This window comes from Cupriavidus sp. CER-90 (assembly GCF_057652055.1).
On sequence record NZ_JBYGYM010000001.1, the window covers coordinates 1 to 26052 of the forward strand.

At 56.5% G+C, this 26052-nt stretch carries 25 protein-coding genes and 1 pseudogene; 8 read left to right on the top strand and 18 right to left on the bottom strand.

The genetic code is table 11. The features are described 5' to 3' along the window. The first annotated feature begins 354 nt into the window (after positions 1–354). On the top strand, positions 355–843 hold the full coding sequence (locus AC24R4_RS00005) for an HAD domain-containing protein (protein ID WP_487521823.1): 489 nt from the start codon (positions 355–357) through the stop codon (positions 841–843). A 155-nt stretch (positions 844–998) separates the two neighbouring features. Here AC24R4_RS00005 and AC24R4_RS00010 read toward each other — a convergent pair whose 3' ends face one another. From AC24R4_RS00010 to AC24R4_RS00020, 3 genes are all read right to left on the bottom strand, one after another. Continuing rightward, a complete protein-coding gene (locus AC24R4_RS00010; RefSeq protein WP_487521824.1) occupies positions 999–1628 on the bottom strand; it encodes a hypothetical protein in 630 nt (209 codons plus the stop codon). Between the two features lie 87 nt (positions 1629–1715). After that, positions 1716–2261, bottom strand: coding sequence for a hypothetical protein (locus AC24R4_RS00015; RefSeq protein WP_487521825.1), 546 nt, complete (start codon positions 2259–2261; stop codon positions 1716–1718). Positions 2262–2427: 166 nt separating this feature from the next. Beyond that, entirely contained in the window at positions 2428–3423 is a 996-nt protein-coding gene (locus AC24R4_RS00020; RefSeq protein ID WP_487521826.1) for a S1C family serine protease, read from the bottom strand. A 396-nt stretch (positions 3424–3819) separates the two neighbouring features. On the opposite strand from AC24R4_RS00020, the gene AC24R4_RS00025 reads away from it, so the two are divergent. Then, a complete protein-coding gene (locus AC24R4_RS00025; protein ID WP_487521827.1) occupies positions 3820–4641 on the top strand; it encodes an energy transducer TonB in 822 nt (273 codons plus the stop codon). 269 nt (positions 4642–4910) lie between these two features. After that, positions 4911–5573 carry a hypothetical protein gene (locus AC24R4_RS00030; RefSeq protein WP_487521828.1) on the top strand — a complete coding sequence of 221 codons (663 nt, stop codon included), beginning with the start codon at positions 4911–4913 and terminating at the stop codon, positions 5571–5573. A 70-nt stretch (positions 5574–5643) separates the two neighbouring features. On the opposite strand, the gene AC24R4_RS00035 is transcribed toward AC24R4_RS00030, so the two are convergent. From AC24R4_RS00035 to AC24R4_RS00065, 7 genes are all read right to left on the bottom strand, one after another. After that, on the bottom strand, positions 5644–5898 hold the full coding sequence (locus AC24R4_RS00035) for a GNAT family N-acetyltransferase (protein WP_487522948.1): 255 nt from the start codon (positions 5896–5898) through the stop codon (positions 5644–5646). A 147-nt stretch (positions 5899–6045) separates the two neighbouring features. After that, positions 6046–6291, bottom strand: coding sequence for a hypothetical protein (locus tag AC24R4_RS00040; protein WP_487521829.1), 246 nt, complete (start codon positions 6289–6291; stop codon positions 6046–6048). Between the two features lie 1187 nt (positions 6292–7478). Next, on the bottom strand, positions 7479–7745 hold the full coding sequence (locus AC24R4_RS00045; protein WP_487521830.1) for a hypothetical protein: 267 nt from the start codon (positions 7743–7745) through the stop codon (positions 7479–7481). A gap of 319 nt (positions 7746–8064) precedes the next feature. After that, positions 8065–8379: a hypothetical protein gene (locus AC24R4_RS00050; RefSeq protein ID WP_487521831.1), complete on the bottom strand. Its 315-nt coding sequence runs from the start codon at positions 8377–8379 to the stop codon at positions 8065–8067. A 159-nt stretch (positions 8380–8538) separates the two neighbouring features. Continuing rightward, positions 8539–8871, bottom strand: coding sequence for a hypothetical protein (locus AC24R4_RS00055; protein WP_487521832.1), 333 nt, complete (start codon positions 8869–8871; stop codon positions 8539–8541). A 345-nt stretch (positions 8872–9216) separates the two neighbouring features. Continuing rightward, positions 9217–9639 carry a tetratricopeptide repeat protein gene (locus tag AC24R4_RS00060; RefSeq protein WP_487521833.1) on the bottom strand — a complete coding sequence of 141 codons (423 nt, stop codon included), beginning with the start codon at positions 9637–9639 and terminating at the stop codon, positions 9217–9219. Positions 9640–9650: 11 nt separating this feature from the next. Then, positions 9651–10148, bottom strand: a complete 498-nt coding sequence (locus AC24R4_RS00065) for a DUF2314 domain-containing protein (protein ID WP_487521834.1) — start codon at positions 10146–10148, stop codon at positions 9651–9653. Positions 10149–10410: 262 nt separating this feature from the next. Between AC24R4_RS00065 and AC24R4_RS00070 the strand changes: the two are divergent. Together AC24R4_RS00070 and AC24R4_RS00075 are read left to right on the top strand one after the other, a co-directional pair. After that, positions 10411–11412 (top strand): annotated as a pseudogene (locus tag AC24R4_RS00070) (ISL3 family transposase); the annotation flags it as partial. A gap of 548 nt (positions 11413–11960) precedes the next feature. Then, entirely contained in the window at positions 11961–12278 is a 318-nt protein-coding gene (locus tag AC24R4_RS00075; protein WP_487521835.1) for a serine hydrolase, read from the top strand. On the opposite strand, the gene AC24R4_RS00080 is transcribed toward AC24R4_RS00075, so the two are convergent. After that, positions 12270–13871: an MFS transporter gene (locus AC24R4_RS00080; protein WP_487521836.1), complete on the bottom strand. Its 1602-nt coding sequence runs from the start codon at positions 13869–13871 to the stop codon at positions 12270–12272. The genes AC24R4_RS00075 and AC24R4_RS00080 overlap by 9 nt on opposite strands. 105 nt (positions 13872–13976) lie before the next feature. Here AC24R4_RS00080 and AC24R4_RS00085 point away from each other — a divergent pair, with 105 nt between their 5' ends. Beyond that, entirely contained in the window at positions 13977–14852 is an 876-nt protein-coding gene (locus AC24R4_RS00085; protein ID WP_487521837.1) for a LysR family transcriptional regulator, read from the top strand. Between the two features lie 98 nt (positions 14853–14950). On the opposite strand, the gene hisC is transcribed toward AC24R4_RS00085, so the two are convergent. The 3 genes from hisC to serC form a co-directional block, all read right to left on the bottom strand. Next, the gene (gene hisC, locus AC24R4_RS00090; protein WP_487521838.1) at positions 14951–16027 is read right to left on the bottom strand and encodes a histidinol-phosphate transaminase; all 1077 of its coding nucleotides are present in this window, start codon (positions 16025–16027) and stop codon (positions 14951–14953) included. Between the two features lie 223 nt (positions 16028–16250). Then, complete coding sequence (locus AC24R4_RS00095; protein WP_487521839.1) at positions 16251–17474, bottom strand: acetylornithine transaminase; 1224 nt, start codon at positions 17472–17474, stop codon at positions 16251–16253. 67 nt (positions 17475–17541) lie between these two features. After that, complete coding sequence (gene serC, locus AC24R4_RS00100; RefSeq protein WP_487522949.1) at positions 17542–18645, bottom strand: 3-phosphoserine/phosphohydroxythreonine transaminase; 1104 nt, start codon at positions 18643–18645, stop codon at positions 17542–17544. Positions 18646–19206: 561 nt separating this feature from the next. Here serC and AC24R4_RS00105 point away from each other — a divergent pair. Both AC24R4_RS00105 and AC24R4_RS00110 read left to right on the top strand, forming a co-directional pair. Continuing rightward, positions 19207–20658 (top strand): catalase, encoded by a 1452-nt coding sequence (locus AC24R4_RS00105; protein WP_487522950.1) that lies wholly within the window; start codon positions 19207–19209, stop codon positions 20656–20658. Between the two features lie 55 nt (positions 20659–20713). Continuing rightward, a complete protein-coding gene (locus AC24R4_RS00110) occupies positions 20714–21313 on the top strand; it encodes an ankyrin repeat domain-containing protein (RefSeq protein ID WP_487521840.1) in 600 nt (199 codons plus the stop codon). A gap of 490 nt (positions 21314–21803) precedes the next feature. Here the strand turns inward: AC24R4_RS00110 and AC24R4_RS00115 are convergent, their stop codons facing one another. The 4 genes from AC24R4_RS00115 to AC24R4_RS00130 all read right to left on the bottom strand — a co-directional run bounded on the left by AC24R4_RS00115 (position 21804) and on the right by AC24R4_RS00130 (position 25927). Continuing rightward, entirely contained in the window at positions 21804–22565 is a 762-nt protein-coding gene (locus AC24R4_RS00115) for a hypothetical protein (protein WP_487521841.1), read from the bottom strand. A gap of 105 nt (positions 22566–22670) precedes the next feature. Continuing rightward, positions 22671–23579: a TIR domain-containing protein gene (locus AC24R4_RS00120; protein WP_487521842.1), complete on the bottom strand. Its 909-nt coding sequence runs from the start codon at positions 23577–23579 to the stop codon at positions 22671–22673. 191 nt (positions 23580–23770) lie between these two features. Next, complete coding sequence (locus tag AC24R4_RS00125; protein ID WP_487521843.1) at positions 23771–24973, bottom strand: aminotransferase class III-fold pyridoxal phosphate-dependent enzyme; 1203 nt, start codon at positions 24971–24973, stop codon at positions 23771–23773. A 78-nt stretch (positions 24974–25051) separates the two neighbouring features. Beyond that, the gene (locus AC24R4_RS00130) at positions 25052–25927 is read right to left on the bottom strand and encodes a LysR family transcriptional regulator (protein ID WP_487521844.1); all 876 of its coding nucleotides are present in this window, start codon (positions 25925–25927) and stop codon (positions 25052–25054) included. Between the last annotated feature and the right edge of the window lie 125 nt (positions 25928–26052).

The window sequence follows — 26052 nt, forward strand, 5'->3', positions numbered from 1 at the left end:
TCCGGATTCGTCGCGTCCCGGCCGGACGACTTCCACGGTGACTTTGAGCATAGATGGGCGTCGCTACAGCGACTCTCCTGCGTGACAGCGGAAGCGCAGTGTATGGCGTTCGCAACGTTGGTTGCAAAAATATTCACGTAATCGGCACAACCTTGCCGGTTGCAGATGGTGGCAGCCAAAAGAGAGCATCGAGCGTTGCCGCGACCATTGCCGGTCTACATAATCTCTCTGTCATGAAAGGGAGGCGAGCATGCATGTGGTGGAGTGTCGGCGGACAGGCGCATCCTGCGCGCACCAGAAGACAGCGCTGTGGCTGTGACGCAAGCAGAGACATCGTCGGTCCAACCGCTACACGTGCTCTACCTTGACTATGATGGGGTGGCCCATCCCGATGCGGTCTATCGAACCAGAAACGGCATCGAGCTTCTCCATCACCCCGGACACAACTTGTTTGAGCATGTGCCGTTGTTGAGTGAGGTGCTAGCTCCGTACCCTGGCGTCAAGATTGTCTTGTCTACCTCTTGGATTCTGCTCGACGGCGGATACGATTTTGCGAAGTCGAAGCTCTCCTCAGAACTTCAGGCCCGCTGTATTGGAGGGACTTTCCATCGCCGTGAAACCCGCAGGGCCTGGTTCGAAAGCATGTCGAGGCCGGACCAAGTCCTTCTCGATGTCCATCTACGAAAGCCGGCACGGTGGCTTGCAGTGGACGACTCGCCTGACACGTGGCCAGACTGGGCGACCACCCATGTCGTCCGGACCGACCCTACGCATGGCATAGCCCAAGACCGCATACTTTCAGAGCTACTGGCTAAGCTGGATTACCAGTTTGGATCGATATAGGCGTTTGCGTCCAGCTTTGTCGCGCCATTTAGTTGGCAGAAACGGCCGTTGTTGGCTGCGGATTCAACCGGTCGATGTAACGTACTGGTGAAACCTTTCAGCCGGCGTATCTAAGTTCAGGGTCTTGCGTGGGGGCGCGTTGCGACGCCATGACGCTATTGCACCGACTGTGCCGCCATTTCCATGCACTTAAGGTAGACAATACGTCGAGTCGCCCAGTCGTCCTCGGATGATCTCCGCTCATAAACCAGTTTCGCAAGACCCTGCACCAATCCCGCTGGATACACGCTGGGCGAATTCAGGAAACGTTGCGTTTTCTCTATTGCCTGCGGCTCAGGTAGACCTTCCTCGCGATAAGCGATCAGCGTGGTCGGAATATCAAGCCGGGCCATGCAGATTTCCTCAACCTTAAACTGCGCTGGGTCGCTGCTGCCGCGCGTCTTCGCGCACGATGCGAAACGCCGCGCAGCGATGGTTGCATAGTGTTCTGTCGGATTGCGATCCATTTCGTCCATCACAGCCACCGCTGTCTGCGCGCGAGGCCCGATGGTGTCGAGCAGCGACTTGCGCATGGAGCGTTTGGAAAGATGATAGAGGCGCCCAACATCGAACGCTGCGAGAGCGTCGTCCCTACATTCATCAAACACCCTACCATCCTCCTCCTTGGCCTGGGCTGCAAAGCCGAATTGACTCCGCTTGTTGTAGGTTTGCGCGTGCGCGAGGCTCAAAGCAGCGGTTACCGCCAGAGCCATGACGAGGATGCCACGATTGGATGTAGTTCGCATGATTCTTCTGATTAGCAGGTCTGACAAGAGCCGAAGGTGGCAACGGACAGTCGAAAATTTCCTGTTAGCCGCAGCCGAGCCACCGCGTCACTGCCTGGGAAGCAAGCTATCAAGGTCGCTTAGGCTCGTCGATCCACTGGCGGCAGACACGGGCCGTTGACTATCCGGATTTAGGCGGCTACCGCGATCAACTCGGGAAGGACTCGTACCTCCTTCCTTCTGATTCTGGTTCGCGGTCAGCGGGCCAGGCGTACATCGACTCAGCATGCCGTCCTTCTTCAATGCCTCGGAGATGTCGGTCGCGAGTGTTTCGCCACGCTCTTTCAGCGATATCAGCTTGGCGCCTCGACTGAAGGCGAAGCCGCCTTTCCAGACGAGCCGGTCCTCTCGTAGGTCCCGGAGCGAAGCCGCGTAGTTCACTCGCAGCCTGTTGCCATAGCTATCAACAACGCCGCCGTCTATGGCAATAAGCAGCAGCGTGTCAGCACCGAACTCCCGCATTCGGGAAGCGGGGCCGTTTTCCTGTAGCTCAAGACCCGTGTTTTGGTCGACGGTGACAGAAACCCTACATTCCGCGGCAATCTGCCGTAATCGACGGCTGAATGCGCCTGAAAAATCTTGATTCCACCCCATGCCATCGGGTACGAGAACGTACAGTTTCGTTGGGCGCCCACTGTAGTCCCTGGCGCGGTTCGTGACTGCGCCAGTTGTCGGGGCGCAAGCCTGGACAAATAATACAGTCGCTACGACGGACGCCATACGCGTCACACGAAACGCGAGATTCAACGCGAATGTCATATCACAGTGAATAGGTGAGGAAATACGGATTCGTGAGAGATTTGAGAGTAAAGCCACCGCTCCGAGCGATGATTTCATAGCAGGACTGCATAAGTTTGAATCGGGGGTTGTCAACTGTCAGGCAGATTTGGCCCGCTTCCATATCAATCCGATAGGTACCCCCTGTGTAGTTCTTCGAATTTGAGTTCGTTGCACCGAAGCTACCGTCGCTCTTAACATCAAGCCACAGGTTGACACCAGTGGGCGCCGTAGCCGTAATCTTTCCTAGCGCACGAAAATGGCGGTCGAGCTCATCGCCAGAAAGGCGGCGCCCATTCACAACACCGGCCCGGGGAGCCGGGGCTTGCGCGTCAGCGGGATTCAATGGAGGCAGCGGAGCTGCTTTTTCCGCCCGATACTTCTCCAACTCTCGCTTAGAACGCGTCGGAACGTCGGCAATCCACTGGGCCGGGATCGCAAAGTTAATGTTCTGTGCGTCTCTTAGAGTACGATAGGGGACACCGATCAATCGCCCTTCTGTATCAAAGAGACCACCACCGCTGGATCCGGGGGAAATCGGTGCAGTGGTCTGGATGCGGATAAGCACATTGTCCGCGTCTCTATGCAGCGACGACAGCAGCCCATCGCTCAGCGTCAGCTCGAAACCGCGCGGAGTACCGATGGCATAGACTTTTTGGCCAACTTTTAGCGAAGCCATCGGTGCGATGGGGACGGGAGGCGCGATCAATCCACGAGCTTCGATCATGCAAAGGTCGCGCTCGACATCGGCATGTATCAGACGGGCCGAATGAAGGGTGTTGTCTCGCTTCACGGCAATGGTCTTCGCGCGGGTCAATACATGGCAGTTCGTAATAAGCTCTTCATGTCCTATAACGACGGCGCTGCCAAGTTGCATGACGACGCCCTGAGCGTCGTAGGCGAATACCACCCAGATGCTGGGGGACCGCTTCTCAAAAAGTTCTCCAGCTTCAAGTGCCCATGCTTGTAGCGTGCTCAAGAGGCAGAGCGCCGCAAATCCCCTTGTTGCGATTCTCCAAATGACCATAGTGGGTCTCATCCAGACTGCTATTGCTGGTTGGGCAGGCATATTCCCGAATGCCCGCGCATATCTTTTAGGCCTAGCCGTGTACGCAATATGAAATGTAACTCAGGTACAATCGGCCGGGCGAGAAGATAGCAGAGTTAGAATTGTCTGTTGTTAAAAGCAATCGAAGTTCATGTTGGTGCGGCTACATTTGATAACGCCGGCCTACAAGCTTTTCAGCCGGCTGCGGAATCTTGAAAATCGACTTCGGAGAAGTGAGAAAACCACGCCCATCCAAACCTCAGAATTAATATTACGAACTCTCTTTTTTCAGTGAAGTGTGCCACTGGGGTCGCCGTACCCGAGAACATGTATATATTTTTTCTATCCCGTTTGACGGCTGCCTTCGTTGTGGCCACAACTCTCGGTGCCTGCGCCATCAACGCACCTGAGCCGATTCAGGATTCGAGCATTGCACGCATCGGCGCCGTTTTCTTGGCTGAACGTCTGCGCTCGGATCTTGTCCACTCATACTGGAACAAGCCCGACACACGTTGGGCTATCGCTTGTGTAAGTAGTTGGCGCGCCGAGGAAATGGGATCCAGACTGGTGTCGGCACTCAAGTACGAGCTCACTGAGGAGGAAATTCGCAAGAGTAGCGAGTTCTTGCAGAGCCCGGCAGGGGGCGTTTTCGCAGAGAGGGCGCTCTACAGGGTGCCACGCGGCCCGGCACCGGAATCTCAAATCGCTGCAACCCGAAACTTTTACAATTCACCGGCCGGCACGAAGCTGACTGACCCCAAGCTCATCGCGAAGTTCTCGGATGCATTGCTATCGGCGTCGGTAGACCATTTCACCGCGTGTAAAGGGCGTTACGATGCCGCGCTAAAGTCCCAAGTGAAACCGGAACCTGTCATAGACGAGGCCGCCGAACGATTCTGTACGTTACCGCGAGTGATTTACCCAAAGAAGGCCGCACGCGAAAGGACTGAAGGCAAGGTGAATGTACGGTTGTGGGTGAATGATGTGGGCTTGATTTACCTCACACTCGTAGTGCAGTCCTCTGGGCATCGAATTCTGGACGAAGCTGCGGAAGAAGCGGTTCGAGCCATGCGCTGTCGCCCCTACATCGAGAATGGCAAAGCCTTGTTCGCCACGGCCCAGCAGCCTATAAGCTTCCAGTTGCAGTAACGTTCGCCAATACGCAGGGTGCTGCTTGGCTCGGGTGCGGCGCTGGACATCGATACCCGAAATCGTGAAGTGTCTTCCGGTCAGGTTTGCACACAGTCTGACGGGAATCATGGCTCAACGGCTCTGACCCGAGGCGGTCCCTTCAATTTCGCAGATACCGGACGTGGCGTTGGATAAACGGAAGGAGCGCCAGTAATTCAGTCCTTCTTCGCTATACTGGCGTAGGTCTATCGTTACGCTGCTGGATCACGCCCCTCTAGGCTCAGATCATGTCGCTTTTCGACAATGCATTCGCGAATCTCGAACTCGATCACATATATGCAATTGTTGAATCCGAAGCGTCTGCGGCACAGTTCTGTGCCAGGCACAATCTACAAGCCATTTGGCCCGCTATGGTCCATCAGGGACAAGGCACAGCCTCCCTCGCTGTCGGCTACGCAGACGGTTATATCGAGTTGGTTTGGGTAACGGACGCCGACTTGCTTGCCGCGGCGGAGTACCAGCATCGTGCCAATCTGACCGCGAGAGTTCACTGGCGATCGACCAATGCCGTGCCGTTCGGAATAGGATTTCGAGCGAAAAAGGGGCAGGACGAGCTTTCAGGCGGCCTGTGGCGGTCCTACTCACCAACCTGGTTGGGCGGCAACGAGCCTATTCGAATGCTCGGCGTGGCCCAATGCGAGGTCTGGCGACCGTCGGTTTTCGTTGTGCCTCGCGCCACCGCGTATCCGACACTACTGAATAGCATCTCCGGGGAGCGCCGCAAGCATCTGCAACTGCGATCCTTGAACGGCGCAAAACTATCGGCACCGGGGATGCGAATCGAAATGGTTTCGGACCTGGGCGTAGCAGCAGGGATTTCCCTGTATCGAAGGCCGCTTCCTCCGTCACTTTGCATCCCTGGCGCGTTGGAACTCTTACTGGGCCAATGACCGCTTTGGGCAGGAGGGGTCATTGGACTGTGCGTCGAGATTGGCGATCATCGCGCGTCAGGTCGCTCGACTAAATCATCTTTTTCATCGACGGCGCGGAGTGAAGCGCATAGTGTCGGCTCTCATAGAACGAAACGGTTTCCGGTCTCGCATCGAGAAATATGGCATTCATGTCGCGTACACGTGCGTCGGCTTCGGCGTAGTTCATCAGGGTGTGACCTGCACCGCTTCCTCGTGCTTCCGATAACACCACCAGATCATCGATGTGCAGATATGCCCCGCGAGCTAACGTGTGGACTGGCCGCATTCCCATGACGCCTATAATTTCGGTTCTTCGCCGATCTGCGGGGTGGTTGAGGGTCGCTGAACGACCCTTAGCGGTCCTTGGCGCTTCTCAGAAGCGGTCGTTCCCGAAGTGCAGATAGGATGAATCGACGACCGCCGGGGCCCACATCGACAGATCGGCCATCTGCTATGAGGCCCACTCCAAAATATCGGTTAATTCGCCGTCTTCCCAGGCGCGAATGACTTTCACTGACGCGCGGTTGAAATAATGTCTGGATTCGTCGCCTTCCATGGGCCTGACAAGAGAAACTTCTCCGCTGCGCTTGTCGAGACGGAGCGCACCAACCTGAGCCTTGCCTGTTCCGGATGAGAAGCTGTATCGGGCAGTGACTGCGTCTTCATCCAGCTTACTTATCAAAATATAGAACGCCATTCCGCTACAGTTCCTTAGACGATCTCACGGCTGTTGCCTACACGGGACACGCGTATTCTTGTTCGTGCAGGTGGTGACTCGGTTCCCATTGCATCGAGGAACTCGTAGGGCAAATCAAAGTTCCTAGGCGAGCATAAATCAATGACCGCCACTGACGACGTTGGCGAACTTCATTCTTGAGCTTGGCTGGCTATAGGCTTACGACTCCACGCTGCATCGCGATCTGTGCGCCAGGCCATCCAACCCGGTTGAACATCGGCAAGCTGCAGCAGAGTGGAATCCTGTTGAACCATGCTCCTTAGCGAAACAAGGACCGCCTCTGCAGTGCCTACATTATTCCCGGTTAGAAATTGCCACGCTCCATCATCTGCATCGCGGGTTACAAGGAGGATGGGCTTGACCCCATCCACAATGGATCGGACGGTGAAGCAAGCTACATTGGGCGGACTGTCAAACGGCCAATCAGGGTTCTCGTTCGGCATGTTTGTTCGTTGAATTAATGATGGCTGTGACCGCGATGCACAGCAGAAATTATGGTGTAGCGGGTGCTTCGTTCCCATAGCTGCGCCGACTCTTCGCTAAAGCGCGGAAGAAAGTGTACTTTCAACGACGATTGCGCACAATCGAGTGCGAATCTGATACAACCGCTTCTGGCCGGTCTCGGGCGCACGGTATGTCGCACTTGCAGTGCGCTTAGTTGTCGATACGGGCGCGAATCGCCGCAGGGTTCTTCGGCTCCCAGTAGCCACCGCTGCCGTGGTATGTCTCTGCACAAAGCCAAAAAGCCTCGTTGCAATGCAGGCAACGAAAATGGTACTCGACGTAGTCATCCCATGCTGCGCCTTTTGAGAGATCAATAAACGGGACGGACACACATGGAGTAGAAGGAATTACCTCTACTAATGTTTGATCCGTGAGGTTCTCCGCTGCGATCTGTATGGCCTTGCGTAGTTCGCTAGGGGATCGGATTGCATAGCGGACACAGACATCCGCACACCGTTCACATGCCATGGGAGAGTTTGTCGAGATTTCGTTATTTCGAGCGCGATCTGATCGTATCGGCCGCATCGACGTTGATTGTCGACGATCTGCAGGGGCGTGTCGATGGTCCGCTTATGGCCGGTCTCGGCCCTATGGCTATTTGACCACTGGTGACGAAACGCGCGTCGGCTACCCAATCGGCTTGACTAGATAGTGTCAGCAGCCATTCGCATGGCACTGAACGCGACATACTCATCAGAGAAGTGGCCTCCAGTTGCTTCATCGCCCGCGAGCCAAAGATCGAGTTCATCGTCGCATGCTTGGACCAGCTTCTTGAGCGCCGCGAGCTCTTCTGCTGAGGACGCGCGGAGAACGCGCTGACGCTCGGTGTCGTCGGCGACGCCATACCTCTCCGCATAAGGCATCAAGAGATGCAATCGAAGTGGGACGAATTCTTTCTTCAATTTCTTCATTCGTGAAACACCGGAAGAAACAGGAGCGGTAAAAGAGATCCCCTGTGGAGAGCCAAATCTACGCATCCTTCTCTGGCATGAGATTTATGCCACGACGGCGCGCCTGCAGCATAGGTGGACGCGCGTCAAAGTGTACTTCCGGCGAGGGTTGCACACAATCTAGGTTCGGATTCCAGTGGGCCGCTTCTGGCCGAACGCGGAAGTTCGTCGGTCGCCAAGGCCGGCGGAACCGTGGACTTCCGTTCCCGACCCTTAAGCGACGGTCGCCAATGCCATAAGCCGCCATCCATTTTCTCGATCAGGACGCCAGTAAGGGACGCTAGCGGGTACGAATTTTTCTCAAGATTTTGTGCGCCTGATCCAATGCCATGAAGCCTTCCTTACGTCGCCCCGCTTCATAGTGCATGTATGCCTGGTCAACCAGTTCTGTGCATTGATCGAACTCATCCCGCTGTCCCATCTCTTCTACTGCTTCAGACAGTCCCTCCCTCAAGCCACGAAAAGCCAGCGCTAGCGTCCACTGGTCTTCGGAAGAGGCGCCTTCGCGCACTGGAAACTGGTCCGGGGCACACATCCTTACAAAGACCACATAGTCCTTGAAGCTGTGAAGATCATTGAAAGGGAACCTCATCATCTTTTTTTCTCACGGAATGTCGTTAGCTCCGAGACTGACCTGAAGTGGTGTCTCTCGATTGGGCCGGTAACACTGACGGACACAAAATGTGTAGAGGAAGGTAAGTGGCAGAATATCACTGCTTGATCTGTGACCGCTTCTGGCCGTACTCAGCCCTGGTTAGTTACCGCCATTTGCACGGAATGTGCGCACCGCCATGCAGATTCTGGCATACCCAATAAGGAAGCCTGCTGGGCCGAAAACGAGTGAGCCGAGAACCCATAAGCTGCCGTTCTTCTTCATGTGGAAGGCAATATGGTCTAGAAGGAAAAGGTAATAGCAAAGAGCAGCGCCGCCGAACAGGAGCACGAGCCCAAGCGGACCAATTTGCTCTTTGCTGTCCGAGGTCATCACCACCCCGGCGCTCAGAACAAAGAACAGGAAACCTGCCCAGAAGGTGATATTGAGGCGCCTGAAATTACCAACCAAGTCAGTTTCGAGGAGAAAATACATTGGATTCAGAAAAGGTGAATTCAGCAGCTAAACTGCCGTAAGTGCGCGGTATTCCACGTGCAATGTTAGGGGGGAATCTTCGTACATCGTGCCCGCGCAAGCATTGTGATCGGCCGCCACAGCATTCCAGATAGCCTGGCTTCCAGGGGCCCATCGTGGTGTGCAACAAAGCGGCAAGGCGATGACATTAGCAAACCATTCCCCGGTCGTCCGCTGCGCAAAGTGGGGTGTTGCGACGTGGCGACACCGTGGTTTCCGGGGAGGCGCGCGTACGTCCTTGGCTCCTGCCGGCGAGAGCAATGCCCGATTCCTGATGCGTCGCTCCTGTTGGCTTACGATGCATCCTTACAGCATTGCACGTGTCCCTAAGAATGTAAGGTACTTCCTGTCCTCGTTCTCGAAGATCTCCTCGCCGGCACCCATGTACGCGCGCATGAGTTCGTTGGCCGCGGCATCAAGATCTCCAGCGTCGTGGGCCAGTTGCCCTAGGCGCAAGTGAATGAAGGGATTACCTAGCCCGCCTGGGCAGGTGAGCGCGGTGGAAAACGCTTCTTTGCTGGACGTTGCATGCCCGCCCAGAAAACAAGCGTCGCCGATGGCGGCGAGGATCCACGTGGATGCATTCCAATCAGTCTTCGGAGCTGGGACCAGCTCCCATGCCTTGTTATAGGCAACAACTGCAGCTCGGTGCTGAGCACTGTCCGCCAGCGCATCACCGTCCGCACAATGCATCTTGATCAAGCGATGAGTAGCGGCGTCGAGTTCCATAGCAGTGCCCATTAGCTAATAGCTGAATCCATCCATTCTCGTACGCCGGTATAGTCATCAAACGATCCGCGTTCGTTCTCCGGCAGTCGAGCTCGTTGAACCCGCATCGTGAATCCTCCGTACAGAAGGCCCTGGTCATTCACGAACCAATCGAATATGTCCTCCTTTCGAAAACGGACATGTTCGCCGACGCGATACCATTCTCTGAGTTCAGGAGGGGTTTCAAAGAACCTTGCTGTAAGCTGACCATCTTCTTCAAACTGGACATCGCCTAGCCAGAGAAATACGAAGCGGTCCTCTCCAAGCTTCTCGGATAGCCCGGGGTCCTTGAGGCGAAGTTTTACGCAATGTATGCAATCGCTACGTTCGCGGATAAACGAGGTCAAAAGACCCACTGTCGCTGCAGCCGTCTGGTAGGCTGCAAGCATCTCTGGATCCTGATTGTGTGTCATCGCAAAAATCGGCTCGTTGGACGAGCGATTAAACATACTTTTAATGCGCTTCCACATGCTCTTTACCTAAGCCCGCGATGGGCGATGTCTTCAACTGGCCGCAGCTAAGCGGCAACGGCAGTCCGTCACCAGTTGTGAATAGCGCGGATACGAACTCGGACGTCTCATTGAGCCGCCCGCCGACGATTTTCAACTTTTTCAACTAGGTAGTTTCGTTGGTACGACGTTCCCTGAAGTGTACTTCTGGCCGAGATTGCACACAATTGGGGTCGGGCGCCCACCCGACCGCTTCTGGCCGAACTCGGCCCCCTATGTCGAACTGATTGTTCCGCGGCTGCGCGTGTCTTGCCGGGTGTGCGGCCCCAAACTGGAGCGCCTGGACTGGCTTGCGCCTTACGAGCGGGTAACAACGCGGATGGCCGCGAGCGTAGCGCGGCTGTGCAAGGTAATGTCTTTGCGCCATGTGGCCCAGTTCTACCGACTATCCTGGACAGCCGTGAAGCGAATTGACCAGAGCAATCTGGAGCGGGAGTTGGGAGCTATAGATCTGAACGGCGTCACCGTGATCGCCATGGACGAGTTTGCCATCCAGAAGGGCCACCGCTATGCCACGGTGATCGTCGAGCCCTCAAGCAAGCGGGTGCTTTGGGTGGGGCGCGGGCGCTCGCGCAAGGACATACGCCCGTTCTTCGAACTACTTGGCCCCACGGGGTGCGCTCGGTTGCGCGCGGCGGTCATGGATATGAATACTGCCTACGATTTGGAGGTCCGAATGCACTGTCAACAGGCCGAGGTGGTATATGACTTGTTCCATGTGGTGGCCAAGTACGGGCGGGAGGTAATCGACCGGGTTCGGGTGGACGAGGCCAACCGGCTACGAGGCGATCCAGTGGCGCGCAAGGTCATCAAATCCTCGCGCTGGTTGCTACTGCGCAATCTTGAAAACGTTACGCGAGAAGCCGACCAGATTCGGCTCGAAGAGATCCTCGCTGCAAACCAGGGTTTGATGACGGTCTACATTCTCAAAGACGACCTAAAGGCGCTGTGGGACTATCGGCATCCGGGGTACGCCAAAAGGTTCTGGCAGGACTGGTACCAGCGGGCAATGAGCAGCAGGATCGGCCCGTTGTGCCAGTTCGCGCGTCGGTTGCGGACCTACCTGCCGGGCATTCTGGCCCACGCGCGCTGGCCCTTGGGCACCAATCTCGTGGAAGGCATCAACAACAGGATCAAGGTAATCACACGCATGGCATATGGCTTCCGCGACGACCACTACTTCTTCCTCAAGATCCGAGCAGCCTTCCCCGGAAATCGGCGATGAACCATAATTTCGCCGTCTTTGAACGCCCCGACCAACTCGTACCCGGAATACGATTGTCGGCAGGTGCGTCTGAGAAACTCAGCTTCGTCAAGCGTGCGCAATTGAGCGATAACTGGGAAGGCTTGCGGCCATTCGGCTGGTGAAAGCCGTCGTACGTTTATAGTGGCGCGGCGACTCGTATTCATGGACCATTTGAGTATGAGTCGAGTCGCAATTCTTGCACCTGGCCGATCGTTTGCGCTCCCTTCCAATGTTCGGTCCTGAACGGGGCGAGAGGCCGACGTGGGTCGTTCAGGGCTAGCCCGTGACCTGGACGTGGGCAGCGGGTCGGAGTCCGGCCAGCTTCCGTCCTTCGGTGCTCGCTCCTTAGATCGGTATGCGTTTTTTTGTGTTCTCAACGAGGGCGGCGCCCTTAAGCAGGCCAAGGCGACTGACCTCGGAGCCACGCCTGTCACCCGGCCACCGCACCCCACTTCAGAGCTATCCTCCCATTCCAGACATTTGCTACATTTGGCGCCTCGCCTCGGGTCCAGAGAGGAGCAATGCATATGTTGGAAGACTTCGATGCCCTTGTCGAAGCGTCAATGGCCGAACGGCAACTGCCAGGCCTCACATTGGCCGTGATCAAGGATCAGGAGACGATCCTGATGAAAGGCTATGGCGTTCGCTACGTCAAATCTCGATTGCCGGTGAGAGGCAATCCGCAGTTCCTGCTGTGCTCCATCACAAATCCTTCGCCGCGGCAGCATTGGGAGTTCTGGTGGATGACGGCAGGCTCGATTGGGCGCGGCCCGTGCGCGAGTAGCGATTGGCGCATTTGCTGCCTTTGCGAGGGAATCCACTGTATTCGACCTGTCTTAGCGTGAAGAACTGTCGATTGCCGCTTGCCAGCGATACAGCAACAACACACTCACACCAATAACTAGTGATACTGTTCCGGCTACAGTCAGCGCAGCAGCGAACCCGCTGGCGAACGCTTGGCTGGCCAGTGCCGTCATAGTTGTGCGCGTAACAGTGTCGAGATTGGACAGTGCTTGTACGATGTCGCCCGCCAACAGTCGGGTGAGGAAGTCCGGACCTAGAGACTTGCTCCACACGTAGCCTCTTGGCAGAGCGGCTTCGAACGCGCTTTGGGTGTGGGAGGCCAGCACCGCGCCGAGCACGCCAACCGCCATCACAATCGCCGAGAAACGAGTTGTCGTACTAATGCCTGACGCCATGCCGGTTCGATGCAAAGGTACGCAGGCCATGATTGCCTTCTGGGTATCGCCATTCATGATGCCGGCGCCCAATCCCGTCACGATCATGCCGAGAGCGACAAGTCCGTAGCTCGCAAAGCTGGTCATCGCTGCTACCATCCAATCGCCGAAGCCGATGAGCAGAAGGCCTGCCACTAGCACGCTGCTGCTGCCATGGAACCTTGCGGAGAGGCGAGCTCCGACATATGGTCCAACGATCATTGCCAGCGCAAACGGCAGCATGCTTACACCGGCTTCGACAGCGGACATGCCGAAGGCATTTTGCAGATAGAGCGGCAGGAAGGTCATCATTACTTGCGCACAGGCCGCGTAGCCGAACATTCCGAGCACGGCGCCGACAAAGCGCGGTTGGCGGAACAGCGCGAGGTCGATCATCGCGTGCTTGGTAGCCCATTCGTGCAAGACAAAGAGGGCCAACAGCAGCACTGCGCCGAAACAGCGCGCCCATGTTGCAGTTGAGTCCCAGCCATGCGCGGGGATGTCGATGAGCGACCAGATGACTAGCATCAATGCAGAGCCGAACAGGGTGCTGCCAATGACGTCGATGCGAGAGCTAGAGGGATTGCGCGATTCGGTAACCGCGTACCTGGCACATGTCACGAGAATCAGGCAGAGCGGCACGTTGATGATGAAGATCCAGCGCCATCCGGCCCATTGTGTAATCACACCACCGACCAAGGGTGCGATGGTTGTAGTAATCCCCATGCAGGTTCCCCAGATTGCCCAGGCTCGCGTGCGTTCTGCTCCCTCATGGAAGGTATTGGCAATAATTGCGAGCGCTGCCGTCAAGAGTATGGCGGCGCCGATACCCTTAATTGCGCGGGCGATGTTGAGGAATGACGCGGTGGGCGCCAGTCCACAACCGACCGAAGCGAGAATAAATACAGCCAACCCTAGCAGCATCATGCGCTTTCGTCCGAATCTGTCGGCCAGGCCACCGGCTGGCAGCAGACACGAGGCGAACGCGACCATATAGGCACTGACGACCCATTCGACGTCCGCAAAATTTGCTTGGAAGGTTCGAGCGATGGCCGGCAGGGAGACTGCAACCACGTTGGTGTCGAGCACGATCAGCGAGCAGGTCGCAGAGGCTACGGCTAGGATGAAATTCTTGGTGCCGCGGCCAGGAGCCTCTGTGCCAGGGCGGCGCGGTTGAAGCAGATGGGCGAGGTGGTCGGAACTATTTGATTGGAAAGGCATGGACAGGATGCAGGTCGTTGCGCACGATGCCCCGAATAGTAGCCACCACACTATTGTCCGTCATTGCTATACAGTATCGATATTGTTCACTGAAAAGTTAATAGGGTGAAACAGATCGAGATTGTCCATCTGCGCGCCGTCATCGAAGTGGCGCGCCAACTGCATTTCGCCCATGCGGCGGAAGTGCTCGACCTCGCGCCACCATTGTTGACGCGGCGAATTCAGGAGACTGAGCGCCTGCTTGGTGCGCGGCTGTTCCACAGGACGCGGCGCTCAGTCGAGCTCACGGCGGCCGGGCGGGTATTTCTGCCGGAAGCGCAGGCAGTGTTGGATCACCTCTCGCGTGGCATTGAAGTAGCGGCGCTGGCCGAGCGCGGCGAGGTCGGGCGCATCGAGATCGCCTACGTAGGGTCGGCTGCCTACGCGGGAGTACTTCAGCAGAATATTCGTACATTCCGCGATTCACATCCGCGCGTGGAGGTGCGGATTCAGGAGGTGGTTATGGATCGCATCGGGCCTATGCTGGAGGATGGCGAGATAGACGTGGCATATTGCCGGCCGCCGATGGGCTTTTCCGACCGCGTGACACTGCTGACTGTGCATCGCGACACTTTTCTGCTCGCTTTACCATCGGACTCGCCGCTGGCTCAACTGCAGGAGGTATTGCCGACCCAATTGCGCGACGCGACATTCGTGGTACCCGAGCAGGATTCCGGCACGGCCGAAGTGGCTCGGCGTGGACGTTTTTCTCCCTCAATTGGGCCGCGTGGCGGGACGCTGGCTGCAGTACTGGCGCGTGTGGCACTCGGTAACAGTGTGGCAGTGGTGCCTGGCACGTTGGCGGAATGCGTATCGTTGCCCGGGGTAGTGTACCGGCCGATTGCTGGTAAGGCGATAGTGTCGGAAGTAGCGCTGGCCTACCGGGCGCGCGAAGGGGCCGCAGCGGTCAAAGCGTTTGTTCAAAAAGTGGCCGCCGGCTGATCATCGACAACGCGCATAGGCCGCTGCCGCCAAGCGATTGCAGGTCCTGCAGCGTCGTCTTCTGGATGGCATCTTGGAAGGCCATTTTGCTGGAGCCTCTACCGCACGCCAAGTCCCATAGACGCAAAGCCTCGAAGACAACCCAAGACCTCTGCGCACTGCTCTGCAGTGCCGATTGAGATTCGCAAATACTCCCTGACGCGTTCGCTGTCAAAGTGACGAACGAGGATGCGGTTGTGCCGAAGCGCATCGGCAAGCGCTTTGGCCGGCAGGCGGGGATGGCGGACAAAAAGGAAGTTCGCCGCCGATGGCAGGACGTCAAAACCCATCTCTCCGAGCGCTGTCGCCAAATATTCGCGCGATTCCATGATAGCTCCGCGTGTCCTCTGGAAATAGGCCTCGTCCTTGTACGAAGCAACCGCTCCGGCTTGCTCAAGACGCCCAATCGGATAGGAATTAAAGCTGTTCTTTACGCGATTGAGTGCCTTGACTAGGTGGCTCTGACCGAACGCGAAACCTACCCGGAGGCCCGCCAGCGACCTTGATTTCGACATAGTCTGGACAACGACCAGGTTTGGATACTCATTCAAGAGATTCAACGAAGATTCGGCGCCGAAGTCAACGTACGCCTCGTCGACAATGACTACCTTGGTCGGGTGCATATCGAGCAGTCTTCTGATAGACGCCAATGGAAGTGCGATGCCTGTGGGCGCGTTTGGGTTCGCAAGCACTACGCCAGCGCATGGACCGGCGTAGTCATCAATGCTGATGGCGAGTCGGTCTGTCACCGGAATCTCCCGATGCGAAAGGCCGAACAATCCCACGTAGACCCGATAGAAGCTATAGGACACGTCCGGCATTAGTATTGGGGCGCCGGGGTCAAAGAAGGCCTGAAAGCACAGGGCCAGCACTTCGTCAGAGCCGTTTCCAACGAACACCCGGTCAGTCGAGATGCCGTGATAGCTGGCAACCGTCCTCCTGAGTTGTCGGCACTCGGGGTCCGGATACAGTCTCAGAGCGCTGTCGGCGGCCGCGCGCACGGCCTTAGTTACAAGCGGTGATGGCCCGAATGGATTCTCATTGGTATTGAGCTTGATGATGCTCTGGTCAGCAGGTTGTTCGCCTGGTACGTAGGGGGATAGCGCTCCCGCGACTGTGCTCCAATACTGTTTCATGGTGGACTCCATCTCGGTCGGAGTGGGCGTAGGACTGTTCCCCTGACGGGCAGGGACGTAGTGGCTAATCAGATCGGCGGAGCTTCCCGCCTCGTTCCAGCGCGAGAATCGGACGCCATCCCCTCAATCGTCGGATGCGTCAGGCCCCCGCATCGCGACCTTCGTTGTGGAAACGCTTGGCAACGACAATGGGGGAATACCGATGAGTCTTGGCGCCAGGCACTCAACTGTGGATGTTGGGGGAAAGCCATGCTCTCACGCGATCTGCTTCCAACGACAAGCAAGCCGCGGAGATTCGAGCCACTGCCAGTTCAATCTCATCTGCCGATACATTCAACGGAGGAAGGAGGCGAACCACGTTGTCACCAGCAGGAACACAAAGGAGCTTTGCCTTGGCGAACCGCTCCAGAACCGTGGTCGCAGGGATGCTGCATTTGAGCCCGAGGAGAAAGCCTGCTCCCCTTACTTCGCAAAAGAGCCCTGGGTGCAAAGCGACGATTGCGCGGAGCCGTTCGGCAAGCAGGGCGCTCGTAGTTCGGACATCGGGAAGAAATCCGTCAGCAAGAATGAGTGAGAGTACTTCGTTGGCAACAGCCATCGCGAGTGGATTTCCGCCAAAGGTACTTCCGTGGCTACCTGCGGTCATGTTCATCGCGATCCTCTCCGTAGCCAAACATGCGCCAACAGGGAACCCTGCGCCGAGCCCCTTTGCCGCAGCCAGAAGGTCCGGAGTGATACCGTCGGACTCATATGCGAACAACGTACCGGTCCGGCCGATGCCAGTTTGAACTTCATCGAGGATGAGGAGGACGCCGTGCTCATCGCACAGTCTTCTAAGGTGAGCGAGGCTACCGGGAGGAAGAGGGCGGACGCCACTCTCACCTTGTATGGGTTCGACGAGAACGGCTGCCGTTTCTTGAGTTATAGCGCGCTCAAGCGCTTCCATATCGCCAAATGGCACTTGGTCGAAACCAGCGGCTTGCGGTCCGAAGCCCTCCAAGTATTCACGCCGACCAGTGGCGGCGAGAGCTCCCAACGTTCGTCCATGGAAAGCCCCTTCAAACGTGATGATGCGGTACCGCGCGGGCGCCCCGTTGGCGTGGTGGTAGCGGCGAGCTGCCTTAATAGCTAGTTCATTGGCCTCCGCGCCGGAGTTAGTAAAAAACACCCTGTCGGCAAAAGTAGCGTCACAAAGGCGCTTCGCAACCTGTTCCTGCAGTTCGATGGTGTACAGGTTAGAGATATGCCACAGCTTGCTCGCCTGTTCGACCAGCGCCTGCTTGAGGCGGTCGTGGTTGTGACCTAACGCGTTGACAGCCACGCCGGTGGCGAAGTCCAGATAGGCTTCGCCCTGCGTGGTGTAGAGCCACGACCCGTGGCCGCGTTCAAATGTCAACGGCGAGCGATTGTACGTCGGGAAGAGATGGGTGGAAGCGGCAGCGTGCATGTCGTGGGGTAGTTCTATAGCGTTGGTTCAGACTCGCGGGAGCGTTGCCCGCAAATGACAATTCGGTTCAGGCCTTGCGTTCAAACTCCCTCATGAAATCAACAAGAGCCGCGACACCCTCGCTGGGCATGGCGTTATAGAGGCTTGCGCGCAATCCACCGACCGATTTATGCCCTTTGAGGTGCACGAGTCCGGCGATTCCAGCTTCGTCGAGGAAGCGCGCTTCCAGTGACTTGTCCACGAGGTGGAACGGAACGTTAATGCGGGACCGATACGAGGAGGCGATGTGGTTGACGTACAGGTCGCTTCGGTCGATGCAGTCATAGAGGTGCGAGGACTTGAGAAAGCTCTCGTGCTCCATGGCTTCAACGCCGCCGTTGTCCAGAATCCACCGAAATACTAGGCCGGCGATGTAGATGGCGTACGTTGGGGGGGTGTTATACATTGACCCATGTTCGGAGACCAATCGCCAATCGAATGCAGAAGGACAGTAAGGATGGGCGTGGCCAAGTAGATCCTTTCGTACAACCACGATTGTCAGGCCGGCAATTCCTGCATTTTTTTGGGCTCCCGCGTACAGAACTCCAACTTGGGAGAAGTCAACCGGCGTGGAAAGGATGTTGCTGGAGGCATCGACGACAATCGGATGGCGAGTACTCCGGGCGATTTGGGTGAGGTTGCGAATCTCGACGCCCTCAATCGTCTCGTTGGAGCAGACATGCACGTAGGAAGCGTCTTCGGAGAACTGCTCTGGGACGATGTTCAGATGTTCAAGTGGGCTTCTTCCAACAAGCTCGAACGAACGATGTGCCTTGCCGTACTTTGCGGCTTCTATTTCGGTTTTCCTTGACCATGTCCCGCTAATAATAAAATCGGCAGCCGGACTCGACGAGTCACGCATGCCCATGAGATTCAAGGGGACTATGCCATTCTGTGCAATTCCGCCCCCTTGCATGAAGAGAATGTCGTGGGTGTGCGGTATCTCGAGCAGTTGGCGGAGAGTCTCGCGTGCGCCATCCATGATTTCGAGGAACAGGTCAGTTCGATGACTCATCTCCATGGGACCGATTCCTGACTCCTGATGCGATAGCACCTGAGACGCTGCTGTTTCGAGAACCGTTGCTGGCAACATAGCGGGACCAGCCGAGAAGTTGAATGGGCGAACAATCATGGTTGCCAAGGAGATGTGGATTCTGCGGTTGGAGGTCGGTTGGCTGAACCGATAGCGCGTCGGTCGTTGACGGTCCGGGGGCCATCTAGCACCGTCGACGGCGGAAGGACCATGATTCCAAGGGTACGCATGGGGCGCGCGCAGAAGGGGGGGCAGCCGACGTGAAAAAGTCCCATAACAGTAGGGCTTGATGCGCTCCGTACGCAGCTTTGCGACCGAGAACTACGTGGCAGACTGCGGAAGGCGTGTCGACCCTGGTAGCCAAAACATCTTTCACGCTGCTCGTCCTTGTCAATTCGGATCGTGGAGTTCAGAGGCAGAGCGGAAGATGTCTCATATGAACATCGATGTCCGAATCTGCCTCAGGAGATGAACTCCTATTGTTCTCATTGAGAATGGGTATTGGATGTAGGGAAGCATGCGCGACTACATTGTCTCGCTCCACTCAAGGTGACGCGAGTCTCATCAACTTTGGTACCAATCCCCATGTCAATAAAAATCAGGTGCATCGTTCTTCCTCTTCTGCTTGCTGGCGCGCTGCCGTTTGCGCATGCCGCGCAAATGACACGCGACAATGGCTCGCCGGTGGGCGACAACCAAAATTCGCAAACAGCAGGTCCTAACGGTCCCGTGCTGCTACAAGACTCTCATCTCATCGAGAAGCTTCAGCGATTCGACCGAGAGCGTATCCCTGAGCGTGTGGTGCATGCGCGCGGCACTGGCGCATTCGGTGAGTTTGTCCCGACCGCAGACGTGTCCGACCTCACCGTTGCCAAGGTGTTCGAAGCGGGCGCAAAGACCCCAGTATTCGTACGCTTCTCCACAGTAATGGGATATCGCGGTTCGCCAGAACAGGCACGCGACCCGCGCGGCTTTGCGACCAAGTTCTACACGCAAGAGGGCAACTGGGACATGGTGGGAATCAACTGGCCCATGTTCTTTATCCGTGATGCGATCAAGTTTCCAGACTTCGTGCATGCCAACAAGCCGAGCGCGGTAACCGGCGTGCAGGACGCCGACCTCGCCTTCGATTTCTTTGCACACTCGCCCGAGGCCACCAACATGCTGACGCACCTATACAGCAATGAAGGGATGCCTAGTTCGTACCGACATATGGATGGATTTGCCGTCCATGCGTTCAAGTTCGTCAACACTCGCGGCGAAGTGCATTACGTGAAGTTCCACTGGAAAAGCCAGCAAGGAATCAAAGGCCTGCGACCGCATGAAATCGAGGCTTCCATTGGTAAAGACTGGAACCTGACCACCAACGACCTATACAACGCCATCAAGAAGGGGGATTTCCCCAAGTGGGATCTCTATATTCAGGTGCTGGAACCGTCGGACTTGGCCAAGTTTGAATACGATGCGCTAGACGACACCAAGGAATGGCTCGGCGTGCCAGAGCGCAAGATTGGCACGATGGTTCTGAACCGTGTTCCGGACAACTACTTCGAGAGCACGGAAGAATCCGCGTTTGCACCTTCGCGTCTGGTACCTGGCATCGAATTTTCGGAGGATCGCATGCTTCAAGGCCGCTCGTTCTCATATGCCGATACACAGATGTACCGCCTGGGCGCAAATTACAATTCGCTTCCCGTTAACAAGCCAGTCACCCCGGTGATTAACCACAACCAGGACGGCAGGATGAACGGAGGCGGACGCCGCGGTGACATCAACTATGAGCCCTCCGGCATTACGGAGCTTGAGCAAGACGGCAAATACCGGAGCTCGAACCTGCCGCTTACAGGTGCCACGCAGCAAAGCGCTATCGGCAAGAAGCAACCGTTTAAGCAGGCCGGTATCTACTTCCGCGCGCTATCCGAACGGGACAAGAGCGATCTTGTGACCGCGATGGCCGGTGATCTTTCGAAAGTGAAGAACGAATCGAACAGATACACCATGCTGTCGTACTTCAACAAGGCCGACAGCGGATTGGGCGCGCGCCTGATCAAGGTGCTGAGTGCTGACGGTGCCCGAGTGAAGGCCATGTCGGAAAGGCTCTCAGACGATTGACGCTATTGGTGCGGGCTGCGTCCGCATGCCCGCACATCATTGACGACTCGAAACCATGAGAGCTCTTATCCGTCCATTGGCTTTTGCGACTTTGCTTCTACTTGGTGCCTGCGCTGGTAGCTCAGTTACTCTACCGCCTGGTGTCGCTGCTGGTGAGAAACTGGTTGCGAGCGAGGTTGACGACTATTGGTTTGCGGCTGCCCGGCAAGGCCGTTGGGATATTTTGGAAAGCCTGCTGCAGGCCGGATACCCAATTGACCGTGCGACGAAGCGCGGTTTCACGGGGCTCATTCTTGCGGCCTACAATGGTCATCCTGAAACGGTTCAGCGTTTTCTGGATGCCGGTGCGAACGCGTGCTCGGGTGACAACAGCGGGAACACGGCGATGATGGGTGCGCTGTTCAAGGGCGAGCTCGGGGTTGCGAACGTGTTGCTCACTGCTCCGTGCAATATGAACTTGGAGAACAACTCCGGGGAAACGGCGCTTACTTTTGCCACGCTTTTTGGTCGCTATGAGATGTTATCCGCTCTGATTGCTCACGGAGCGGACCCGAACCATATGAGCCCGCGCGGAAACAGCGCCCTCCGGACTGCCCAAGCACAGCGGAATCAGTATGCGGAAGACATACTAAGGAACCTCGGTGCCTACCAGTGAAGGATCGCATCATGTAACGACGCGGCCGTCAACGATTCAGTGGTGGCCCATATGTCTGTTGAGGCTTGTCGCGGTACCTGAGCGCTTGCCATCTGATCCGTTGATTAGAGTCTTCCCAAGCTATGTGGGCGCCAAGCGTTTCCAGAGACGCAAGAAGTTGACTGGTAATAGCGTTTTCGTTCCAGTGTCCAAAGCGGCTTGTCTGGTAGCTTTCGAGGACTACGCGTTGGATCTCGCGGTGCGCCTAGCGTCTCCAGGTCGCAAAGGATATTCTTTTCACCTTTGTTCTTCTTCGTGTACTTAAGGTTTGTACAACGATACGTCGCGGTGTGATCGGCTGTCGACGAGACGGCTGGTCTTGGCCGATACCGAGGCGGAGAGGCCTTATCGCTAAATGACGGGATGCTTAAGAACCAAGAGGAACAGTGTTCCTCATGTCACGTTCTCATCAGCGCACTCCACGGGACGCGACTAGCTTGTTGGATTTCTGCTAGCTACCGATGACTTTGTAGCCATTCACCCCCTTTACCGAAGCAGGGAGGAATCGCAAGGTGCCGTTTTGCGTGGTGGGCCACGCTTTCTTTACGCCCTCAGCTACGAGGACCGCATTTCGTTCGCCGCTCAGTTTGGAAGCTTCCCACACGCATTCCCCAATGGCCTTGGGTTGAAGATTGCCCGATGTACCGACGAGCGTCACGAGTGCTTTGCTCATCGAGAGGCCGGCGCCCAGGTCGATGGCAGGAAGCTTGTATCGGCGAGAAAGTTCACGATTGATGATAGAGCGAGCATCTTCGATGCAGTCCCGCGCTGCCTGATAGGCCGCCCTCACCGATTTTGCGCGATCTTCTGGCTCGACGGGAAAGAGTATGAGTGCACCGTCTCCTAGATACTCGGTGACCACGCCTTCTTTGAATGCGGTCGTAACTGCAACCGCGGGGAGGAGGGCAGACGTTTCATAGTAGATGCGTTGAATGCCATCTAGGAGAATGCTGTTCTCTCTGGTTTTTAAATGTTTCGACGAGTCGCGCATGTCGACAACGACCGCGACAAACTCCGCGACTAGAGGGTTTTCATCAGACACCCAAGGATGGCCAGGAATGCGAGAAGGCTCGACGTGCGCCTCTATGGCATGGTCGAAAACCATGCTTCGCTTAATGAGTTCGTGCCCGACCTTCTTCCAGGTCCGTTCGGCCTTGTTCAGGCCCGACACGACTGAATCTTCGACTTCTTTTGCTTGATTGGCGGAGAGCATTGCTTGCTATGACAAAAAGTAGAAGGTCTCCCACGTCAGTGCGGCGTGCGGAGGCGTCTTTTTCTTGGTACCTGGCTCGGTGTGCGACGTGGTGTGGGAACGATGTCACCGGATAACACCAATCAACTCGATATGTCGACGCACCTTTTCAATTGCAGGGGTGAGAGCGGAGTCGATATCTTCCGATGAAGAGAGCTTGTAGCTGACGGTAGTAATCCCGGCCATGTCGCTTGGCAGCTTCACCTTCTTATCGCGAGGCTCCATGAGGATCGCGCGATTGCGCCCGAGGCGGCCAATAAACATGCCGAGTTCCAGGACGACGTTGTCGCGGGGGGCTGGCCAGTCCTCTTCGCGCCAGGCAACCTTGTCGTCAGGATGCGCGATGGCAATGGCAAAGTCGGATGCATCGAGCTGACGCTCGAGGTCATCGAGCGTGTAGTTGGTCACCCGAAACACGCCGTCTGTCCAAAGCTTGACGTCGAATTTGTCGTGTTCGACAGCAGTAGCGATGGCTCGTCCAACTGAAAGAGCTTCGGTCGAGCAAATAATGAAGACACGAGCTCGCTCGCGTACTTGAGGAATCAGATGATTGCGCTCAGAGACTCGGCGAGCAAGGTCTTTGGCTATGTGGCGGTAGATCTCCGGGAACTTTGCGCCCAGCGACGTGAGCTGTGCTGCCGTCAGAACGGCTATCGTACTCGGAACCGTTGCGGTAACAGTGGCTGCGCGTGCCTGCGGGCTAATCGCAGCCATTTCGCCGACGCATTCACGATCGCGGCAGACGGCGACCCTGCGCTTGTTCACAAGGATGTCGAACTCGCCCACCAGGACAAAGTAGATGTCGGTCGTGTGTTCTAGCTGCTCGATGATGCTTGTGCCAGGGCTGACATCTCGAACGTCTACAGCGTCCGCCATCGCCTCGGCGAGGGACATATTGCCCCCAACGATTCGTTGCTGTGAAAGCGCCTCCAAGAGATTCTGGCGGCCGGAAATCCCGATGAAACGATTCTTCATGATTGCTCGGTTTCGTATAGTGCGCAATGGAGTGTCTGTACGAGGACGAGCGAAGCTAACACGCATGCAGCGGGTATGACATCCCACTAGCGTTGGATGCTATTTTCGAAGAATTCGCCGTTATCTCTTATTTTTGGATTCGATTCATCCGGAAATGAACGACGCACTCCCATCCTGCTTCTGGGGAGGCACTACCTGATCGGTGCTAAGGGCACTACGGACGCCTTGATGGCCTCGGCTTCTAACGAGAGGCAGGCTGCAGTAATCCGTGCAGCGGCTAGCTCCAGTTCTTCAGTTGATACGGTCAGAGGCGGTAGCAAGTGAAGAACACTGTCACTCTCGTGGACGCAGATGAGCTTCAATTTTGTGAGTCGCTCCAACACGTCGGATGCTGGGATCTCGCACCGGAGTCCGAGAAAAACTCCGGCCCCCACGACGCACCGGAAGATGCTGGGATGACATGCAACTATAGCTTGGAGGCGCTGCGCCAAGTGAGCGGCGGTTCCCCTGACGTTGTCGAGGAATCCGGCAGATAGGATGGTAGCTAAGACCTCGTTTGCGACTGCCAGAGCAAGCGGGTTACCCATGCGTTTGTTGCTGTGGCCGCTTGGATCCATGCTTTGGCCCACTCGTTCTGAACCCAGGCATGCGCCCAGTGGAAAGCCGGCGCCGAGCCCCTTGGCCGCCACCAGGAAATCTGGCTCGATGCTTGCGCACTCATACGCGAACAGTGTGCCAGTATGGCCGATGGAGCTCTGCGTCTCGTCCAGAATCAGTAGAATTCCGTGCTCATCGCAAATCTCCTGAATTCGACCTAGTCGGCCGGGCGCTGATAATGGCGAACCGACTTCTTCCGGGATAGATGCGACAAGTATGGCAGCAGTCTTCTCACTGATGGCCTCCTCGATTGCAGCCATATCCTCAGCGACACGGTCCACGCCTGCCACGCGACGCTCAAGCGCTTTGAGGTAGGACCGCCGCCCAGTGGGCATGTTATTTTCATTGGGGCCCCGTACTTCAACAATACGATACCGCTCATCTTGCCCGCATTGTTGGTGGTAGTGCCGTGCAGCACGGATGGCGAGCTCCAGCGCCTCGGTGCCGGTGTTCGTCAGTATGGCCCTGTGGGCAAAGCTGGCATCGCACAGACGCTGAGCGAGCTCGCTCCCCAAATTAGTTGTGCGTGTGCTTGTGCCGTACCAATCCGAGTCGGCCTGGTCAAGAAGAGCTTTCCTCATCCGAGCATGATTGTGCCCCAGCGTATTGCCGCACAGTCCGGCCGCGAAGTCGAGATATGCATCGCCATCTGCCGTGTAGAGCCACGTGCCGTGGCCAAGTTCGAAATCGATATCCGTACTGGCGATGGGCGAATGTTTGGACTCGGCGTGGTACATATTCTAGAGTAACGTTACAGTCCAGTGATAGCGAGAGCCTTGGCAATGCAAGCACAGGAGAGCTGGACGATGATCACATCAGGTGGTGCGGCTCAGCTCTTCGAGTTTTCCGGTGAGGTACTCAAGGAACACGCTTACTGCAGCCGGTCGCAGTGGGGATGCCGCGTAGATGAGATAGATGCCACCACCGTCCCGGTGATAGCCCGGGAGGACGCGTTGAAGGCGACCCGCTGCAATTTCGTCGTTGACCAGCGTGGCGGGCAGTAGCGCAATGCCCAGCCCAGCAAGCGCTGCCTTGAACTGCGCGCGAATGGTATTTACGGACAATGGCCCGTTCACACGAACGTCAGTTTCTTCATTTTTGCCTGACAGCCGCCAAAGCGCCCTTTGTCGTTGCGAATAGTTCGCAATACAGCTGTGGGTAGCCAAGGCCGAAGGGCTCGCTACCTGGCCGCGCTTGCTGATATAGGCGGGACTTGCCACAAGGTAGTGTGGATGATCCGCGAGCTTCTTGGCGACATATCGCATATCGCTGAGCGGTGCGCCCCTTATCGCAATGTCGATGCCTTCATCCGACAGGTTTGCCAGCGTATCGCTAAGGGAGAAGTCCAGCTCTACTAGGGGATTCTCGGACAGAAACGTAAGCAGCCATTCGATTGGCAGCCAGTTGAATAGCTCAGCAGGCGCGGCAATGCGCACGACGCCTGATGGCGCTTGTGCAGTCGATTTTGCGGCGTCACCCGCGCGTTCAATTTGCTCGACCGCTGCCATGCAGGCTGAATAGTACTTTTCGCCGGCGGACGTGAGTGCCAGTCGGCGGGTCGAGCGGTTCAGCAACTGAACACCAAGCCGGCGCTCTAAGTTACGAATCCGGCGGCTTAGCGTGTTTGCTGGAACGCCCCATGTAGTTGAGGCCTTTGTGAAGCTGCCAGCTCTTACGATCCTGACGAACATGGCAACATCGTTGTGGTCAAGCACAGGGAGTCCTAGGTATCAAATGTCAGGTCGGCAGCATTTTATTGGCGATTGGCTACACGGTTTGATGTCAATAATGGAAGAACAAATTCCACGTATGTATT

Excerpts from the sequence above, each read along its gene's own strand:
- AC24R4_RS00010 (WP_487521824.1), bottom strand. The coding sequence starts at position 1,628 with ATGCGAACTACATCCAATCGTGGCATCCTCGTCATGGCTCTGGCGGTA.
- AC24R4_RS00015 (WP_487521825.1), bottom strand. The coding sequence starts at position 2,261 with ATGGGGTGGAATCAAGATTTTTCAGGCGCATTCAGCCGTCGATTACGG.
- AC24R4_RS00025 (WP_487521827.1), top strand. The coding sequence starts at position 3,820 with ATGTATATATTTTTTCTATCCCGTTTGACGGCTGCCTTCGTTGTGGCC.
- AC24R4_RS00030 (WP_487521828.1), top strand. The coding sequence starts at position 4,911 with ATGTCGCTTTTCGACAATGCATTCGCGAATCTCGAACTCGATCACATA.
- AC24R4_RS00040 (WP_487521829.1), bottom strand. The coding sequence starts at position 6,291 with ATGGCGTTCTATATTTTGATAAGTAAGCTGGATGAAGACGCAGTCACT.
- AC24R4_RS00045 (WP_487521830.1), bottom strand. The coding sequence starts at position 7,745 with ATGAAGAAATTGAAGAAAGAATTCGTCCCACTTCGATTGCATCTCTTG.
- AC24R4_RS00050 (WP_487521831.1), bottom strand. The coding sequence starts at position 8,379 with ATGATGAGGTTCCCTTTCAATGATCTTCACAGCTTCAAGGACTATGTG.
- AC24R4_RS00055 (WP_487521832.1), bottom strand. The coding sequence starts at position 8,871 with ATGTATTTTCTCCTCGAAACTGACTTGGTTGGTAATTTCAGGCGCCTC.
- AC24R4_RS00060 (WP_487521833.1), bottom strand. The coding sequence starts at position 9,639 with ATGGAACTCGACGCCGCTACTCATCGCTTGATCAAGATGCATTGTGCG.
- AC24R4_RS00065 (WP_487521834.1), bottom strand. The coding sequence starts at position 10,148 with ATGTGGAAGCGCATTAAAAGTATGTTTAATCGCTCGTCCAACGAGCCG.
- AC24R4_RS00075 (WP_487521835.1), top strand. The coding sequence starts at position 11,961 with ATGTTGGAAGACTTCGATGCCCTTGTCGAAGCGTCAATGGCCGAACGG.
- AC24R4_RS00080 (WP_487521836.1), bottom strand. The coding sequence starts at position 13,871 with ATGCCTTTCCAATCAAATAGTTCCGACCACCTCGCCCATCTGCTTCAA.
- hisC (WP_487521838.1), bottom strand. The coding sequence starts at position 16,027 with ATGAAACAGTATTGGAGCACAGTCGCGGGAGCGCTATCCCCCTACGTA.
- AC24R4_RS00095 (WP_487521839.1), bottom strand. The coding sequence starts at position 17,474 with ATGCACGCTGCCGCTTCCACCCATCTCTTCCCGACGTACAATCGCTCG.
- serC (WP_487522949.1), bottom strand. The coding sequence starts at position 18,645 with ATGATTGTTCGCCCATTCAACTTCTCGGCTGGTCCCGCTATGTTGCCA.
- AC24R4_RS00105 (WP_487522950.1), top strand. The coding sequence starts at position 19,207 with ATGACACGCGACAATGGCTCGCCGGTGGGCGACAACCAAAATTCGCAA.
- AC24R4_RS00110 (WP_487521840.1), top strand. The coding sequence starts at position 20,714 with ATGAGAGCTCTTATCCGTCCATTGGCTTTTGCGACTTTGCTTCTACTT.
- AC24R4_RS00115 (WP_487521841.1), bottom strand. The coding sequence starts at position 22,565 with ATGCTCTCCGCCAATCAAGCAAAAGAAGTCGAAGATTCAGTCGTGTCG.
- AC24R4_RS00120 (WP_487521842.1), bottom strand. The coding sequence starts at position 23,579 with ATGAAGAATCGTTTCATCGGGATTTCCGGCCGCCAGAATCTCTTGGAG.
- AC24R4_RS00125 (WP_487521843.1), bottom strand. The coding sequence starts at position 24,973 with ATGTACCACGCCGAGTCCAAACATTCGCCCATCGCCAGTACGGATATC.
- AC24R4_RS00130 (WP_487521844.1), bottom strand. The coding sequence starts at position 25,927 with ATGTTCGTCAGGATCGTAAGAGCTGGCAGCTTCACAAAGGCCTCAACT.